Origin of the sequence: Siccirubricoccus soli, from assembly GCF_024178315.1 — a bacterium.
Lineage (GTDB): Bacteria > Pseudomonadota > Alphaproteobacteria > Acetobacterales > Acetobacteraceae > Siccirubricoccus > Siccirubricoccus soli.
The window spans coordinates 14,503-31,041 of record NZ_JAMZIK010000048.1; the positions used below are offsets into that span (position 1 = coordinate 14,503).

The 16,539-nt window shown below is 71.1% G+C and carries 17 protein-coding genes; 11 read left to right on the forward strand and 6 right to left on the reverse strand.

From position 1 onward, the window contains the following. The first annotated feature begins 6 nt into the window (after window positions 1-6). Window positions 7-999, forward strand: a complete 993-nt coding sequence (locus tag NJ376_RS08095; RefSeq protein ID WP_252952734.1) for a cation diffusion facilitator family transporter — start codon at window positions 7-9, stop codon at window positions 997-999. 124 nt (window positions 1,000-1,123) lie between these two features. Here NJ376_RS08095 and NJ376_RS08100 read toward each other — a convergent pair whose 3' ends face one another. Then, window positions 1,124-1,549 carry a MerR family transcriptional regulator gene (locus tag NJ376_RS08100; RefSeq protein ID WP_252952735.1) on the reverse strand — a complete coding sequence of 142 codons (426 nt, stop codon included), beginning with the start codon at window positions 1,547-1,549 and terminating at the stop codon, window positions 1,124-1,126. 101 nt (window positions 1,550-1,650) lie between these two features. Between NJ376_RS08100 and NJ376_RS08105 the strand changes: the two genes are divergently transcribed. The 8 genes from NJ376_RS08105 (at window position 1,651) to NJ376_RS08140 (ending at window position 9,975) form a co-directional block, all read left to right on the forward strand. Continuing rightward, window positions 1,651-3,846, forward strand: a complete 2,196-nt coding sequence (locus NJ376_RS08105; protein WP_252952736.1) for a heavy metal translocating P-type ATPase — start codon at window positions 1,651-1,653, stop codon at window positions 3,844-3,846. Further along, a complete protein-coding gene (gene lspA, locus NJ376_RS08110; protein WP_252952737.1) occupies window positions 3,839-4,396 on the forward strand; it encodes a signal peptidase II in 558 nt (185 codons plus the stop codon). The genes NJ376_RS08105 and lspA overlap by 8 nt, the downstream gene beginning before the upstream one ends. Then, entirely contained in the window at window positions 4,393-5,130 is a 738-nt protein-coding gene (locus NJ376_RS08115; RefSeq protein ID WP_456309110.1) for a cytochrome c biogenesis CcdA family protein, read from the forward strand. The genes lspA and NJ376_RS08115 overlap by 4 nt, the downstream gene beginning before the upstream one ends. Then, entirely contained in the window at window positions 5,127-5,750 is a 624-nt protein-coding gene (locus NJ376_RS08120; RefSeq protein ID WP_252952738.1) for a cation diffusion facilitator family transporter, read from the forward strand. The genes NJ376_RS08115 and NJ376_RS08120 overlap by 4 nt, the downstream gene beginning before the upstream one ends. A gap of 145 nt (window positions 5,751-5,895) precedes the next feature. Continuing rightward, on the forward strand, window positions 5,896-7,569 hold the full coding sequence (locus tag NJ376_RS08125; RefSeq protein ID WP_252952739.1) for a bifunctional protein tyrosine phosphatase family protein/NAD(P)/FAD-dependent oxidoreductase: 1,674 nt from the start codon (window positions 5,896-5,898) through the stop codon (window positions 7,567-7,569). 160 nt (window positions 7,570-7,729) lie between these two features. Continuing rightward, window positions 7,730-8,635, forward strand: a complete 906-nt coding sequence (locus NJ376_RS08130; RefSeq protein ID WP_456309111.1) for an MBL fold metallo-hydrolase — start codon at window positions 7,730-7,732, stop codon at window positions 8,633-8,635. Between the two features lie 148 nt (window positions 8,636-8,783). Next, complete coding sequence (locus tag NJ376_RS08135) at window positions 8,784-9,413, forward strand: SCO family protein (RefSeq protein WP_252952741.1); 630 nt, start codon at window positions 8,784-8,786, stop codon at window positions 9,411-9,413. Window positions 9,414-9,429: 16 nt separating this feature from the next. Beyond that, a complete protein-coding gene (locus tag NJ376_RS08140) occupies window positions 9,430-9,975 on the forward strand; it encodes a copper chaperone PCu(A)C (protein ID WP_252952742.1) in 546 nt (181 codons plus the stop codon). 91 nt (window positions 9,976-10,066) lie between these two features. Here NJ376_RS08140 and NJ376_RS08145 read toward each other — a convergent pair whose 3' ends face one another. The 5 genes from NJ376_RS08145 to NJ376_RS08165 form a co-directional block, all read right to left on the reverse strand. Further along, window positions 10,067-11,134, reverse strand: coding sequence for a DMT family transporter (locus NJ376_RS08145; RefSeq protein ID WP_456309114.1), 1,068 nt, complete (start codon window positions 11,132-11,134; stop codon window positions 10,067-10,069). Window positions 11,135-11,535: 401 nt separating this feature from the next. Further along, window positions 11,536-12,012 (reverse strand): SRPBCC family protein, encoded by a 477-nt coding sequence (locus NJ376_RS08150; RefSeq protein ID WP_252952743.1) that lies wholly within the window; start codon window positions 12,010-12,012, stop codon window positions 11,536-11,538. Next, window positions 12,009-12,305, reverse strand: a complete 297-nt coding sequence (locus NJ376_RS08155; protein WP_252952744.1) for an ArsR/SmtB family transcription factor — start codon at window positions 12,303-12,305, stop codon at window positions 12,009-12,011. The genes NJ376_RS08150 and NJ376_RS08155 overlap by 4 nt, the downstream gene beginning before the upstream one ends. Before the next feature lie 146 nt (window positions 12,306-12,451). After that, the gene (locus NJ376_RS08160) at window positions 12,452-13,720 is read right to left on the reverse strand and encodes an MFS transporter (protein WP_252952745.1); all 1,269 of its coding nucleotides are present in this window, start codon (window positions 13,718-13,720) and stop codon (window positions 12,452-12,454) included. A 2-nt stretch (window positions 13,721-13,722) separates the two neighbouring features. After that, window positions 13,723-14,466, reverse strand: coding sequence for an MBL fold metallo-hydrolase (locus NJ376_RS08165; RefSeq protein ID WP_252952746.1), 744 nt, complete (start codon window positions 14,464-14,466; stop codon window positions 13,723-13,725). An 81-nt stretch (window positions 14,467-14,547) separates the two neighbouring features. On the opposite strand from NJ376_RS08165, the gene NJ376_RS08170 reads away from it, so the two are divergent. Further along, window positions 14,548-15,231 (forward strand): ArsR/SmtB family transcription factor, encoded by a 684-nt coding sequence (locus tag NJ376_RS08170; protein WP_252952747.1) that lies wholly within the window; start codon window positions 14,548-14,550, stop codon window positions 15,229-15,231. A gap of 95 nt (window positions 15,232-15,326) precedes the next feature. Beyond that, the gene (locus NJ376_RS08175) at window positions 15,327-16,529 is read left to right on the forward strand and encodes an MFS transporter (protein ID WP_252952748.1); all 1,203 of its coding nucleotides are present in this window, start codon (window positions 15,327-15,329) and stop codon (window positions 16,527-16,529) included. Window positions 16,530-16,539: the final 10 nt, after the last annotated feature.

Genomic DNA, 16,539 nt, shown 5'->3' on the forward strand with positions numbered 1-16,539 from the left:
GCGGCGATGGGCACCGGACACAGCCACGGCGCGGGCGCGAACGAGCGGGCGCTGCGCTGGGCATTGGCGCTCACCGGCGGGTTCATGCTGGCCGAGGTGGCCGGGTCCTTCCTGACCGGCAGCCTCGCCCTGCTGTCCGACGCCGCGCACATGTTCACCGACACCGCGGCGCTCGCGGTCTCGCTCGCCGCCATCCGGATCGCCCGCCGCCCCGCCGACCGCAGGCGGACCTGGGGCTACCACCGCTTCGAAATCCTGGCGGCAGCCTTCAATGCCTCGCTGCTGTTCCTGGTCGCGCTCTACATCCTCTACGAGGCATGGCAGCGCTTCCGCGCCCCAGCCGAGGTGCAGAGCCTCGGGATGCTGGCGATCGCCACGGGGGGGTTGGTGGTGAACTGGTTGTCCATGCGCCTCCTCGCTGGGGGCAGCGAGCACAGCCTGAACGTCAAGGGCGCCTACCTCGAGGTCTGGAGCGACCTGCTCGGCTCGGTCGCGGTGATCCTGGGTGCGGGCGTCATCTGGCTGACGGGCTGGGTCTGGGTGGACCCGGCGCTTGGGGTCGGCATCGCCCTCTGGGTGCTGCCGCGCACCTGGACGCTGCTGCGCGAGACCACCAACGTCCTGCTCGAGGGCGTCCCCGGGGGAATCGACCTGGATGCCGTCGAACGGGCCATGCTGGACACCCCCGGCGTGCGCGGGGTGCACGACCTGCACGTCTGGGAGCTCTCCTCCGGCAAGATCGCGCTCTCGGCCCACATCGCGGTCGACGCGACCCTCGCCCGCGAGGAGCGGCTGGAGGACACGCTCGGCGCCATGCTGGCGGCGCGCTTCGGCATCACCCACTGCACGGTGCAGGTGGAGCTGCCCGGTGCGCACGGCGGGCGCGACCCACACGCGGCCTGGGTGGCGACGCCCGACGCGGGCGGGCATGGCCACCACCATGGCGGCGATCACGGCCAAGGCCACGGCCGTCCCGCCGGAAGTGCGGCGGGAGGGTGAGGCATCGCCGAGCAAGGCACGCCTAGAGCGGATTGCGTTCAATTCTGAACGCCGCTCCGCTGCAGGCCATTGTTAATAGGCGGATTTTACGCTCCGGGGTGTTCAAGCCCCTCCGCGATCCGCTCTAGCTTCGAGAAGAGCCGCCCCTTGGTGAGAGCGCCTGCACGATGCGGCACTCTGCGACGGTTCCGTGACGGCACTGGCCGATGAGATCCTGGAGCTCGTGCCGGAGCGCCTCAAGGTCGGCGATCTTGCGCACGACCTCCTCGAGGTGCTCGCGGGCCACCTTGTCCACCGCCTCGCAGGACCGCTCCCGGTCGTCGGCGAGCTGGAGCAGTTCGCGCACTTGGTCCAGCGTGAACCCCAGGTCTCTCGCGCGCCGGACGAAGCTGAGCCGCTCCAGATGCGCCGCCCCGTAGGCCCGGTAGTTCCCGGACGTACGGGCGGGCGCCGGGAGAACCCCGACCCGCTCGTACCAGCGGATCGTCTCCACCGTGGTGCCGGTCGCCTTCGCCAAGGCGCCGATGCTGAGCGAGTTCTCCGTGGCCATGCCTTGACCCTGTAGCGACTAGAGGGTCCATATAGGAAGCCGCACGTCCCCGGCGCAACCCGGGGAAACCTGAGGTTGTTCCCGGAGACGGAGAGGCGGCGATGGCGGATAACGAACTGGCGGAGGCGGGCACGAGGCCCACGGCGGCCCTGAGGTACCGGGTCGACGGCATGGACTGCCCGAGCTGCGCCGCGAAGATCGAGACGGCCGTCGGCCGCGTGCCGGGTGCCGAGGACATCCGGGTCAACTACGGGACGCAGATCCTGGCCTTCCGGCTGGACGAGGCTGCGACGCCCCGTACCGCCGTCGAGGAGCAGGTCCGCAAGCTTGGCTACGGCGTCGCCCCCGTCGAGGCGCCGCGGGTGGTCGTCGGTGAATCCGGCGCGGCCGTCGCTGACGAGGGGCGCGACCGCGCCCGCCAACCCTGGTGGAAGGGCGCCAAGGCCCGGCTGGCGGCCGTCCTCGGCGGGCTGACGGCGGCCGGGTTCGCCGCCTCGCTCGCTGTTCCCTCCCTGGACCACTGGGCCTACCTGCCCGCCGCCCTGCTCGGCCTCTGGTACTTCGGCCGGAAGGCCATCTCCGCCGCGCGCGCGGGCTCGCCGTTCTCGATCGAGATGCTGATGTCGATCGCCACCGTCGGCGCCATCGCCATCGGCGCGACCTCCGAGGCGGCGGTGGTGGTGTTCCTGTTCACCATCGGCGAGCTGCTCGAAGGTGTCGCCGCCGGGCGCGCCCGCGCGGGCATCGAGGCGCTCGGGGCCCTGGTGCCGAGGACCGCCCTGCTCGTCGAGCGCGGCACGGCGCGCGAGGTGCCCGCCGCCAGCCTCAAGGTCGGCGACCTCGTCCTCGTGCGCCCTGGCGACCGCGTCTCGGCCGACGGCGAGGTGGTCGAGGGCGAGTCCGAGGTCGACGAGAGCCCGGTGACCGGCGAGTCCGTCCCCGTCCCCAAGGCCGAGGGTGCCCAGGTCTTCGCGGGCAGCGTCAACGCCTCGGGCGCCCTCCAGGTCCGGGTCACGAAGCCCGCCTCCGACAACACCATCGCCCGCATCATCCGGCTGGTGGAGGAGGCGCAGGAGGCCAAAGCGCCGACCGCCCGCTTCATTGAGCGCTTCTCGGCGGTCTACACGCCCGCGGCGGTCGCCGTCGCGGCCCTGGTGGCCGTGGCGCCGCCGCTCCTCCTCGGTGCGGACTGGGATACCTGGATCTACCGCGGGCTGGCGCTGCTGCTGGTCGCCTGCCCCTGCGCCCTCGTCCTCTCGACGCCCGCGGCCATCGCCTCCGGCTTGGCGGTCGGAACCAGACGCGGGTTGTTGGTCAAAGGTGGCGGCGCCTTGGAGACCATCGGCCGCGTCCGCACGGTGGCCTTCGACAAGACCGGCACCCTGACCGAGGGGCGCCCGCGCATCACCGACGTCCTGGCGCTGACCGGCTCCGAGCGCACGCTCCTCGGCCTCGCCGCCGCGGTGGAGAACGGGTCCAGCCACCCGCTCGGCCGCGCCATCCTGGAGCGTGTGGCGGCGGACGGCATCCCGCTGCGCCCGGCCAAGGATTCGCGCGCCATCCCGGGCAAGGCCGTCGAGGCGGTCGTGACCGGCAAGCGCGTGACGGTCGGCTCGCCCTCCTACGCAGCCGAGCAGGCGCCGCTCCCGGGTGACGCGGACCAGGCGGTCACCACCTGGGAGAGCGAAGGAAAGACGGTGGTCGTCGTCTCCGTGGACGGCGCGCCGATGGGCCTCGTCGCCGTTCGTGACGAACCGCGGGCGGACGCCGCCGCGGGCATCCGGGCGCTGCGCGACCTTGGGGTCAGGCCGGTCATGTTGACGGGGGACAACCCGCGGACCGGCAAGGCCATCGCCTCCGCTCTCGGCCTCGACGTGCAGGCGGGCCTGCTGCCCGAGGACAAGCTGCGCGAGATCGCTGCCCTGAAGCAGACGGCGCCCGTCGCCATGGTGGGTGACGGCATCAACGACGCGCCCGCGCTGGCGGCAGCCTCGGTCGGCATCGCGATGGGCGGCGGCACCGACGTCGCCCTCGAGACCGCCGACGCCGCGCTGCTGAACAGCCGCGTCGTGGACGTCGCCGCCCTGGTCGGGCTGTCGCGCGCGACGCTCGCCAATATCCACCAGAACGTCGGCATCGCCCTCGGCCTGAAGGCGGTGTTCCTGGTGACGACGGTGGTCGGCATCACCGGCCTCTGGCCTGCCGTGCTCGCCGATACTGGCGCCACGGTGCTGGTCACGATCAACGCCCTGCGGCTGCTCGGATACCGCTTCAAGGGAGCGGCGGCGCATGGCTGAGCAAGCGACTACGGTGGGCGTGCACCGGCCGTCCGGCCTCCGGCTCGCATGGGCCTGGAGTGCGGTCACGGCGCTGCTGGCCCTGGCGCTGGACCAGGCGACGAAGTGGTGGGTGCTGACCGAGCTCATGGACTCGCCCCGCGTCATCCCCGTCACCCCGTTCTTCAACCTGGTGCTCGGGCGGAACCGCGGCGTCAGCTTCGGCCTGCTGTCGGCGGACCACCCCGCCGCGCCCTGGCTGCTTTCCTCGCTGGCGCTTGTCATCGTCGCGGGCCTCGTCGTCTGGATGACGCGCGACCGGCGCCCCGGAATGGCTGCCGCAGTCGGGCTGATCGCCGGAGGCGCGCTGGGCAACGTCGTCGACCGCCTGCGGCATGGCGCCGTGACGGATTTCCTGGATTTCCACGCCGCTGGCTACCATTGGCCCGCCTTCAACCTCGCCGACACCGCCATCTTCGTCGGCGTCGCGCTGCTGCTCCTGGTCGGCGGGAAGGACGAAGCGGCGCGCGCCGAGCTCCGTGACCCCGTCTTGAAAGCCGAGCGGCCGTGAACTCCCTCCTCCAGATGTCGGGCCTCCTGACCGCCTTCCTGGCGGGGATGGTCTCCTTCCTGTCGCCCTGCGTGCTCCCGCTCGTGCCCGGCTACGTCTCCTACGTCGCCGGTCGCTCGGTCGCCGCCGAGCGCGCGGCGCCCGGCCGCCTCGCGACGGTCGGCCTCGGCCTCTGTTTCGTGCTCGGCTTCGCAACCGTGTTCGTGGCGATGGGCGCCGGGGCCTCGGCCCTCAGCCAGGCCCTGCTCCGCTACCGCTACGAGGCCGGGATCGTGGGCGGGGTGGTGGTCATCCTGTTCGGCCTCATGACCGCGGGCGTGCTGCGGCTGATGCCGCTGCAACGCGACCTCCGCTTCATGCCGACGCTCAGCGGCGGCACGCCGCTCTCCGCCTACGTGCTCGGGCTGGCTTTCGCCTTCGGCTGGACACCCTGCATCGGTCCGGTGCTCGGTGCCATCCTGGCGCTGACGGCGACCAGCGACATCAGCCATCTCGGCGTCGTGCTCCTCGCCACCTACGCGGCCGGGCTCGGCGTGCCTTTCCTCCTGGTGGCCGCCTTCGCGGACGCCTTCCTGCGCGGCCCGTTCCGCTCCCTGCGGCGGGTCGGACGCATCCTCCAACTGGTGGCGGGCGGCGTCATGGTGGTGATGGGCGTGGCGATGATCACCGGCCACCTCACCGACTTCGCCATCCTGATGCTCCGGCTCTTCCCCTGGCTCGGGAGCATCGGATGAGCGGCGACGATGATCTGCCCCAGGACTTGGCCCACATCACGCCTGCCTACCGGCGCACCCTGTGGATCGTGGTGGGGCTCAACGTCGGCTATGGCCTGATTGAGATGGTCGGCGGCTTCATCTCCGGCAGCCAGGCGCTGAAGGCCGACGCCCTCGATTTGCTCGGCGACGGCCTGATCAGCCTCCTCGGCCTGCTGGCCATCGGCTGGAGCCTCGCCTGGCGGGCCCGCTCCGCTCTCATCCAGGGACTGTTCCTCGCCGCGCTGGGGGTGGGCGTGCTCGCCACCACCGGCTACCGGGTGCTGGTGCTGAACCAGCCCGAGGCCGAGCTGATGGGTCTCTTCGGTGCGATGGCGCTCGTGGTCAACGTGGCGGCCGCCGCGGTGCTCATCCCGCACCGGACGGGCGACGCCAACGTGCGCGCGGTCTGGCTGTTCAGCCGCAACGACGCCATCGGCAACCTCGCCGTGGTCATCGCGGCGGGTCTCGTCTGGTGGACCGGCACGGCCTGGCCGGACCTCGCCGTGGCGGCCGTGATCGCCGGGCTGTTCCTCCAGTCCGCGTGGTCGATCGTCCGCGACGCCCTGGCCGACCTGCGCAAGGCCACTCAACCCGGATAGCGGCAGTTTGGCTGGCGGCTCGCTGCGGACATCGGCCGCCACTGCCTCAAGGTCCCCGTCGCCGCGCTCTGCAAGGGACCGGCCCCTGTGGTGCCCAACGCATCACCACGGAGCGGCGAAGAGCGCTCTTCCCGGAAGGACACCCATGGACATCCGTACGCTGACGCCAACTTTCTCTGTTGCGCCCCAGATCACGCCCGGTGAGGTGGCCGAACTCGCGGCCAGAGGATTCAGGACCGTCGTCTGCAACCGCCCGGACGGCGAGGGCCCTGACCGGCCGAACTTCGCCGAGATAGACCGCGCCTGCCGGACGGCTGGGCTCGAGGCGGCCTATCTGCCGCTTGCCTGCGGCACGGTCCGCGACGAGGACGCCAGGGCGTTTGGCCAATTGCTGGACCGCCTGCCGAAGCCCGCCCTGGCGTTCTGCCGGACGGGCGCGCGCTCGGCGACGCTCTGGTCGCTGTCCGAGGCGGCACGCGGCCGCCCCGTGCCGGAGATCCCCGGCCTGGCCAAGGCCCTTGGCGACGACATGAAGGACGTCGCGCGGCGCATCGCCAATGGCGGCCGGACGCCGACCGATACCGGCGAGATCCGGCACGATGTGGTGGTGGTCGGCGGCGGCGCGGCGGGGATCGCGGTCGCCTCCAGCCTCAAGGCGCGCAAGCCGGACCTCGACGTCGCCATCATCGACCCGGCTGACATCCACCACTACCAGCCCGGGTGGACCATGGTGGGTGCCGGAGTGTTCCGGCCCGAGACGACCGCGCGCGCCATGGCCTCCCTCATCCCGCGCGGCGTCCGCTGGATCAAGGCGGCCGTCGCGGCCTTCGAGCCCGAGAGCAACGCGGTCATCCTGGACGGGGGCCGGGTGGTCAAGTACCGCAGGCTGGTCGTGGCGCCGGGGCTCAAGCTCGATTGGCACGCCGTCGACGGCCTGGTCGAGACGCTCGGGCGCAACGGGGTGACCTCGAACTACCGCCGGGACCTGGCGCCCTACACCTGGGAACTCGTGCGCGGCCTGAAGCACGGGCGCGCGGTGTTCACGCAGCCGCCGATGCCGATCAAGTGCGCGGGCGCCCCGCAGAAGGCGATGTACCTCTCGGCCGACAACTGGCGTGACCAGGGCCGCCTCAAGGACATCCAGATCGACTTCTTCAACGCCGGTGGGGTGCTGTTCGCGGTGGAGGAGTACGTCCCCGCCCTGATGCGCTACGTGGAGCGGTATGGCGTCGGGCTGAACTTCCAGCACAACCTCACCCGGATCGACGGACCGGCCCGTACGGCCTGGTTCACGCGGACGGCTCCCGACGGCTCGAAGACCGAGGTCGAGGAGCGGTTCGACATGATCCACGTTGTCCCGCCCCAGGCGGCACCGGACTTCGTGCGCGTCTCGCCGCTCGCCGACGCGATGGGCTGGGTGGACGTCGACCCGGGCACGCTGCGGCACAGGAGCCTTGAGGGCATCTATGGCCTTGGCGACGCCTGCAACGCCCCGAATGCCAAGACGGCCGCCGCCGCCCGCAAGCAGGCCCCGGTGGTCGCGCACAACCTGCTGAAGGACATCGGGGCGATCGGCGCCGCCGACGCGATCTATGACGGCTACGGGTCCTGCCCGCTCACCGTCGAGCGCGGCCGCATCCTGCTCGCCGAGTTCGGCTACGGCGGCAAGCTGCTGCCGAGCTTCCCGGCCTGGCTGATTGACGGCACGAGGCCCAGCCGTCTCGCCTGGCTGCTGAAGGAGCGAGTCCTGCCGTTTGTCTACTGGCAGGGCATGCTCAAGGGTCGGGAATGGCTGGTGACGCCCAAGCTGGCGGACTAGCTGACCAGTGGCCCCCAACGCCCGCCCCGCGGCCCGTCCTGCCCGGGGAATGGCAACACCCGCAGGCGGACACCCTCTTCAGCGCCCGGCATCCAGCGGCCGGGCAGCCGCTGCCTGCAATCCGCTCCCCAGGCAGCAACGCACCTGCAAGGAGATGACCATGACTGACCACCGTCCGGTGGTGACCGGCTTCTACCACGAGGACACCAACAGCATCGCCTACGTGGCCGCGGACCCCGCGACCGGGCGCTGCGCGATCATCGACCCGGTGCTCGACTTCGATCGTGCCCGCCGCGGCACCCACACCACCTTCGCCGACCGGATGGTCGCCTTCGTGCGGGAGCAGGGGCTGACGGTGGAGTGGATCCTCGACACCCATCCGCACGCCGACCACTTCTCTGCCGCGCCCTACCTCAAGCAGGTGTTCGGCGCGCCGATCGCCATCGGCGAGCATGTCGTCACGGTCCAGAGGATCTGGAAGGAGATCTACAACCTTTCCGACTTCCCGGCCGACGGCTCGCAATGGGACCGTCTGTTCAAGGATGGCGAGCGCTTCCGTATCGGTGAACTCGAGGCGGAGGTCATCTTCTCCCCCGGCCACACGGCTGCCTCCATCACCTGCGTCGTCGGGGACGCCGCATTCGTCCACGACACGCTGTTCATGCCGGACAGCGGGACGGCGCGCGCCGACTTTCCCGGCGGCGACGCCCGCGCGCTCTACCGCAGTATCCGCCGCATCCTCGAGCTCCCGCCGGAGACCCGCCTCTTCACCGGCCACGACTACCAGCCGGGTGGACGGGAGCCGATATGGGAGTCGACCGTCGCCGAGCAGCGCGAGCACAACATCCACCTGCGGGGCGGCGTGACCGAGGATGCCTTCGTCCGGGCGCGCGAGGAGCGCGACCGGACGCTCTCCCTCCCCGGCCTGCTTCTGGACGCGCTCCAGGTCAACATCCGGGGCGGGCGGCTGCCAGAGCCCGAGGCGAACGGCGTCTCCTATCTGAAGATCCCGCTGAACTGCTTCCGCGAGACCGGCTGCGCGGCCATCCGCGCGCCGAAGGGTTGAGCGTCCCTGTGGAGAACCTCGTCCGCGCCTCGGCCGCCCTGGGGTGGCGCGCTCATCCGCGACGCCCGGGCCGACCTGCGCAAGGTGGGCCAACCCGGCTGGTGGCAGCCCGGCTGCAAGCTCGCAACGCTCTGACAAGGATTCAGGCATGAACCGTAGAACGCTTCTGCTCACGCTCGGCATCGGCTGCCCCGCGGCGACCGTCCTGGGCTGGGGCCTGTCGGAATGGATGCTTGCGGGCAGGCAAGCCGAGCCGCCCACGCGCTCTAGCCCGTTCGGCCACCCCATCGGCTCGCCCTTCTCCCTGACTGACCACACGGGCCGCAGGGTCACCGACCGGGATTTCGCGGGCGGCGTCCGGCTGGTCTTCTTCGGCTTCACCCACTGTCCCGACGTGTGCCCCACGGCGCTCGGCTACCTGTCCGCGGCCTTCGAGGGCCTGGAACCGGCCGAGGCCGGGAAGGTCCGGGCGCTCTTCATCAGCGTGGATTCCGCCCGCGACAGCCCCGAGCTGCTGGCGGCCTACGTGGCGAACTTCCATCCGGCCGTGGTCGGCCTGAGCGGCAGCGAGGCGGAGGTCGAGCAGGCGGCGAAGGCGTTCGGCACCTACTACCGCAAGGTCCCCGGGGACGGGGACGCCTACGTGATGGACCACACGGCGTCGATCTACCTCCTGGACGGCGAAGGGCGGCTGCGAGGGTACCTTGACAGCCATGAGCCCGTCGGCGCCGCTGTCGCGAAGATCCGTCTTGCGCTCGACGGCCCGCCTTCTGCCTGACCCGCGGAGACAAGCGATGACCCTGCACATGTCCCGCCGCATTGCCACGGTGGCCCTGCTCGTGGCCCTGGCATCCGCCCCACCCCTGCCTGCCGCGAGCCAGCCGCCCGGCGGTTCCACTATCGAGGTCGAGCGCGCCTGGACACGCTCCACTGGCCCGACCGCGCAGACCGCCGTCGCATACGTCGCGATCCGGAACCGCGGCACGGCGCCGGATCGGCTGGTGTCCGCCTCCTCGCCTGAGGCGCGCGTGGTCGAGATGCACGAAACCACGATGGAGGGCGGCGTCATGCGCATGCGCCCGGTCCAGGGCGGCGTCGCCGTCCCGCCCGGCGGCGTCGTGCGCCTGGAGCCGGACGGTGGCGGCGTCCACTTGATGCTCGTCGGCCCGCGGCACGCCTTCGGACGGGGCGAGCGCGTGCCCCTCACGTTGACCTTCGAGCGCGCCGGGAACGTGTCGGTGGAGATGACGGTCGAGGCCGCTGGCGCCCGACGCCCGGCCGCGGAGCACGGCGGGCACGGTCACGGAGACCACACGCGAGACGCCCGCCCCGGAGGATAGGCCGGAGCAGGGTGAGGATAACCCGACCATCTGATACCGCCCGGGCGAGGGTACGGGCGATCCCGCCGAACCCGCACTCTCGCCGTCCCACTCAGGCGTCGTGCGTGTGCCGATGGTGCAGGTCCGGGTAGTGCGGGTGGCGGTGCACCATCGGCGCGTGCCGGTGCACGTGGACATGCGGCTCGCCGGGCGGGTCGCCCGGCCCGTGTGCGTGCCGGTGGTGCTCATCGTGCACGTGGGCGTGCTCGTGCGCCATCTCCTCGTGCGCATGCTCGTGCACGTGGTGCTCGATAAGATGTAGCCACAGGCCCACGCCCATCAGCACGGCCGCCGCGACCAGGCGGAGGGTGACGGGCTCGCCGAACAGAACGAGGGCGAGCACCGCGCCGATGAAGGGCGCGGTGGAGAAGTAGGCCCCGGTCCTGGCCGTCCCCAGGTGGCGCAGCGCCAGGACGAACAGCACGAGGCTGACCCCGTAGCCGAAGAAGCCGACGAGCGCGCCCCCGAACAGCGGGCCGACGGACGGCAGCGCCGCCCCCTGCCAGAGCGCGAGGCCGAGGTTCACCGCCCCGGCGACCAGCCCCTTGAGCATGGCGATCTGCACCGGGTCGGCCGCGCTGAGCTTGCGGGTCAGATTGTTGTCGGCGCCCCAGGCCAGGCAGGCGCCGAGGATGGCCAGGGCGCCCCAGCCCACGCCTTCCGCCGCCCCCTGCCAGGAGAGGAGGACGGCACCGGCCAGGATGAGCAGCGCCCCGAGCACGATCCGGCGGTCGGTGTGCTCCCGGAACACCACCCAGGCGATGCCCATGGTGGCGAGGCCTTCGACGTTCAGCAGCAGGGCGGCGCTCGAGGCCGGGGTGACGCTGAGGCCGAGCATCAGCAGGACCGGACCAACGACACCGCCTGCCAGGATGACCGCGGCCAACCACGGCAGGTCGGCCCGCCGCAGCGGCGCTTCCGGGGGCTCGATGCCGAGGGACCGGCGGCCCAGGTGCACGATACCGAGCCCGACCCCGGAGCCGAGGTAGAGCAGCCCAGCGAGCAGCCAGGGATCCACCTCCCCCAGCAGCAGCTTGGCGAGGGGCGTGCTGGCCCCGAACAGGGCGGCCGAGGCGAGGCCGAGAGGGACGCCGGGAGACGCCAGAGCGTGGAGCGGCAATCGACCCTCCATTGTTGCGGGCGAAGCCGGACCTCCCCTGGTCCGGAGCCAATTCAAGCCGACCGGGTGTGCTCGCCAGCCCGACACGGGGCTTTCTTGCCCGGCGCAGGTGGCGACCGCACCAGTCGTTTGCGAACCGCGCTTGCAGGCGGTGGCCGTGCAGTGACGCGGAGAACACAACGCGGGCGCTCGGAGCCAGTGGCGCCTCCAGCCTCGTCCCTGGCTGCCCGATGGCGCCTGGAGCCGCGCAGCAGCCCCCGGCGCGTGGAGTCCGTCGCTAGCGGCACCGAGTTGATCCTCTTCCCAACGAGGAAAGCACCGATACTCCAACGCAGAATCCTTTCGGCACTTCTGGCCATCGCCGTCGCGCCCATTCCGCGGTGCCGAATCTGCGAGAACTCCTATCTCTCGGCCAGAGCTCGCTGATAGTTGGCGAGAATGCCATTCCAGCCCCGCTCGGACTCGAACGCCGCGCGAGCCGCCTCCATGGCCGTGCCCATGTTCTCCAGCTTCCGGTGCTCCAGTTCGACCCTTGTCTTGCCGTCGCCCGCTGGAATGAAGCGAACCTCCACCTCCGTGAGCAGATTCGGATTGAAGCGCCAATCCGCACCGATGCGCCATGCCAGGACGATGCGAGCAGGCGGCTCCCAGACCAGGACGTCGCCCCATTGGCACTCCGAGCCATCATCACCGATTTCGTACCAGCGCCCGCCGACCCGTGGCTCAATCGCCGCGGACTGCATCGGGGCAGAGCCAATCTTGTGCGAGCGTGGCCACCAGCGGCCGAAGGACGCGGTGAAGACTTCAAAGGCCCTCTCCCTGGGCGCTTCGACAGTGATGCTGCGCCGCACGGCAGCAGGGGCGATCGTCCCGGTCATGTTCCTCCTTTCCCGTCCTTCTCGACTTCGGCTTTGAAGCTATCAAAGGCACCTGCCCACATCCCGTCGAGCCAGGCGCGCATCTGCGCGAGGCCGTAGGGATCGAGGTGATAGACGTTGCTGGCGCCGCGGCGCTCCATCCCAACCAGACGCGCACACCGGAGCACCTTCAGGTGCTGCGACACGGCTGGCTGCGACACCGGGAGCGCGCGGGCCAACTCGCTGACGGACCGCGGCTGCTCGACCACCAGTTCGAAGATGGCTCTTCGGGTGGGGTCGGCGAGCGCAATCATGGCGGCATAATCATAAGCCATAGCTTATAATAAGTTGTTACTTATATAGATGCAAGCACGTTCTGGGATGCCGATGGCCGGACCGTGATGGCCGCGGGTGCCATCGGCCATCGCCCACCGCTTGCGGCCGCAGCAAGGCCGCCGCTTCAGCCCTGACGCCGTGGATCCGCTCCGGCATGGGACGGCGCCTCCGGCATCACCAGGGCGACCACGGCGCCGGAGGCGAAGGTGAGCGCGCCGATGGCGACGATCGCCCAGGCGAGACCGAACAGGTCGCCCACGAGGCCCGCGACGAGGGCGCCGACCGCATAGCCGATGTCGCGCCAGAAGCGGTAGACGCTGAGCGAGCGGGCCCGCCATGTCGGGTGCGAGGCGTCGGAAACCGCGGCCAGCAGCGTCGGATAGACCATCGCGGTGCCGACCCCAAGCAGCACGCTGCCCGCCAGCCACCAGCCGAACCCGTCCAGCCCGGCGACGACGAACAGCCCGGCCGCCTGCACCCACATGCCCCAGGCGATGAGCCCCTTGCGGCCGAGCCGGTCAGACAATGGCCCGGTCACCGTCTGCAGGATGCCCCAGATCGCCGGGTAGACCGCCTTCAGCGTGCCAATGCCCTCGACCCCGAGGCCGCGCGCGGCGAAGAACAGCGGCAGGATGGCCCAGCTCATGCCGTCATTGAGGTTGTTCACCAGCCCGGCCTGGCAGGCGGCGAACAGCGTCGGGTCGCGGAAGGAGGTGCGCAAGAACACCTCGCGGAACCCGACCGGCTCAGCTTTCACGTGGCCGCTCGCCTCCAGCCGGACATGCTCCCCGGTGTCACGCACCAAGAGGACGGAGAGGGCGAAGCCGAGCACGGCGTAGCCAATGCCGAGATAGAAGGGATCCGGGCGCAGCGTGTGCGTGCTGGCCGCGATCCAGCCGGTCAGGAACGCCGTCAGGCCGACCGCGACGTAGCCCGCGGCCTCGTTCAGGCCGACCGCGAGGCCACGCTGCTTCGGACCGACGAGGTCGATCTTCATGATGACCGTCATGGACCAGGCGAGGCCCTGGTTGACACCGAGCAGCACGTTGGCGGCGACGATCCAGCCCCAGTCCGGCGCCCAGATGATGAGGAACGGCACCGGCAGGCCAAGCAGCCATCCCAGCACCAGCACGCGCTTGCGGCCCCACGCATCGGCCATCTGGCCGGAAACGAGGTTGGTGAGCGCCTTGGTGACACCGAAGCTGACCACGAAGGAGGAGATGGCCGCGGCGGAGGAGAGGCCGAAGGTCTCCGAGCCGATCAGCGGCACGACCGTGCGCTCGAGCCCGACCATGCCGCCAACGAACGCGTTGATGAGGACGAGCAGGGAGAACTGCCGCCAGTTCTCCGCCAGACCGAGGCGGACCTGGCGCGCCGCGGCGCCCGGCTCCATGCTCAGGCGGCTTCGGCCGAGGGCTGTCCCGCGTTGCGGGCGCGGATCGCCGCGGCCTCCGGCGGGGGCGGCGGGATGTTGGCCAGCATGAAGTCGACGAAGGCCCTCTCCTCCGTCAGCGCAAACGCCTGGTTGAACCGCCGCTCGAAGCCGATGGTGGAGGACGGCTTGCCGGACAGGCCACGGCCGCACACCGAACCTGCGAAGGCACCGGGCAGTATCTCCAGGTGATCGGGCAGCGCCTTCAGCCGGGCGAGCGAGGCGAACAGCGTCCGGGCGCCGGAGGCGGCGTCGCTGGCGAGTTCCGTGCGGCCGACGTCGCCGACCATCAGAGTGTGGCCCGAGAGCAGGAACCAAGGCTCCGGTCCGCGGGTGCGGTCGGTGACCAGCAGGCCGAGGTGCTCGGGCGTGTGACCGGGAATGTGCAGCACCGAAAGCTCGACGTTGCCGAGCGGCAGCGCCTCGCCGTCCCGCACGGCGCGGAAGGGGAACGCCGCCCCGGCGCTCTCGTGCAGGACGTAGTCGGCGCCCGCGGCCTCGGCGAGCGTCCGCCCGGCGGAGACGTGGTCGGCGTGCAGGTGGGTGTCGACCACGAAGCGGATCGGCGTGCGCTCGGCCTCGGCGGCTCGCAGGTAGGGCTCGATGGGAAACAGCGGGTCCACGATGGCCCCGGCGCCGTGCCCGACGCAGCCGAGCAGGTAGGAGATGGCGACGGGGTCGCGGTGCAGGTACTGGCGCAGGATCATGGGCACACTCCCGGGTGGCTTGACAGCGGAAGCGGAGTGTCATTCAATCAAGTCGCTGAATGATTCCGCGATGAGGGCGGCATGTCAAGCAAGGGTCCGAAGCAGGCCGTGTTCGCCTCCCTGGCCGAGATCGCTCAGGCGCTCGGCCATGAGCACCGGCTGGAGCTGCTGGAGCACCTGGGCCAAGGCGAGCGCAGCGTGGAGGACCTCGCCGCCCGGGCGGGCCTGACCTTCGCCAACACCTCCCGCCACCTGCAGATCCTGCGCCGCGCCCGGCTGGTCGAGCCCCGGCGGGAAGGCAAGCGGATGCTTTACAGCTTGGCCGGGGGCGACGAGGTCGTGCGGCTGCTGCACGCGCTCGGGCGCGTGGGCGAGCGGAACATGGCGGAGATCGAGCGGGTGATGGCGTCCTACTTCCGCGCCCGCGACGAGATGGAGCCGGTCTCCCGCGAGGAACTGCTCGCCCGCCTGCGCGACGGGTTGGTGACCGTGCTCGACGTGCGCCCGGAGGATGAGTTCGCCCTCGGCCACGTGCCGGGCGCCCTCAACGTCCCCCTCTCGGCGCTGGAGCGGCGCCTGGCCGAGTTGCCTCGGGACAGGGAAATCGTCGCCTACTGCCGCGGGCCGTACTGCGTCCTCTCCTTCGAAGCGGTCGCGGCCCTGCGCGCCCGGGGCTTCCGCGTGCGGCGGCTGGTGGATGGCTACCCCGAGTGGAAGGCGTCCGGCCTGCCGATCGAGGGCGCCGAGGTCGCACCGGTGCACTGAAGGACCTGCGGCCAACCGTGTTGCGCCGCGACTGACAGCCCCAGGCAGTGCGCCAGCCATCCAGGGCAGGCCACCTGCCTCCACGGAGTTTTCGTATGTCAGCTACCGCTCCTGAGAAGCGCAACGTCGCCCTGCTCGCGGCCTCCCAGGCGCTGTTCCAGACAACGTCGGTCCTCATCATGACGGTGGGCGGCCTCGCCGGTCATATGCTCGCCACGGACAAGGGGCTGGCGACGCTCCCCATCGCCGCGAGCACCGTCGGCACGGCGATCGCCACCGTCCCGGCCTCGCTCCTCATGGCCCGCGTCGGCCGCAAGCCGGGCTTCCTGGTCGGCACGCTGCTCGGCGCCGCGGGCGGCGCGCTCGGCGTCGCCGGGCTCCTGCTCGGGTCGTTCTGGCTGTTCTGCCTCGCCCACGTCCTCGCGGGCGCCTACCAGGGTTTCGCCCAGTTCTACCGCTTCGCGGCCGCGGACGCGGCGAGCGACGTGTTCCGGAGCCGCGCCATCTCGCTCGTCATGGCGGGCGGGGTGTTCGCCGCCTTCGCCGGTCCAGGGCTGGCCAGCCTCACCCGCGACCTCTCGCTCGGCGCCCCCTTCGTCGCCTCCTACGCGGGCATCATCGCCGTCAGCCTCGTGGCGACCGCGCTCGTCTCGCTGATCCAGGTGCCCCCGCCCGCCGCGCAGTCGGTCCGGGAGGCGCCGCGGCCACTGTCCGTCATCGCCCGCCAACCGGCGTTCCTGGTGGCACTGGGAGGCGCGGCGGTCGGGTACGGCGCCATGATCATGGCCATGACGGCCACGCCGCTCGCCATGGTCGGCCACCACCATGACGTCGCGGACGCGGCGTCGGTCATCCGCTGGCACGTCCTCGGCATGTTCGTGCCGTCCTTCTTCACCGGGGCGCTCATCGCCCGGTTCGGGGCACCCACCATGATGCTGGCGGGGATGGCGCTGCTGGCCGCCCACGCCACCGTCGCCGTGAGCGGCGTGGACCTGCTGCACTTCTCCTCGGCGCTGGTGCTGCTCGGGGTCGGCTGGAACTTCTCCTACATCGGCGGCACCAGCCTGCTGACCGAGACCTATCGCCCGTCCGAGAAGGCCAAGGTCCAGGCGGCCAACGACTTCCTCATCCTGGGCGTGGTCGTTGCGGCGTCGTTCGCCTCGGGCGGGCTCCTCCACCGCCTCGGCTGGGACGGGGTCAACCTGACCATCCTGCCCTTCCTGGGTGCCGCGGTCATCGCGCTTGGAACCTTCCTGCTCCGCAGGCGCCTCCGCCCACGCGCCGCGCAGCCCATCTAACCGACGGAAG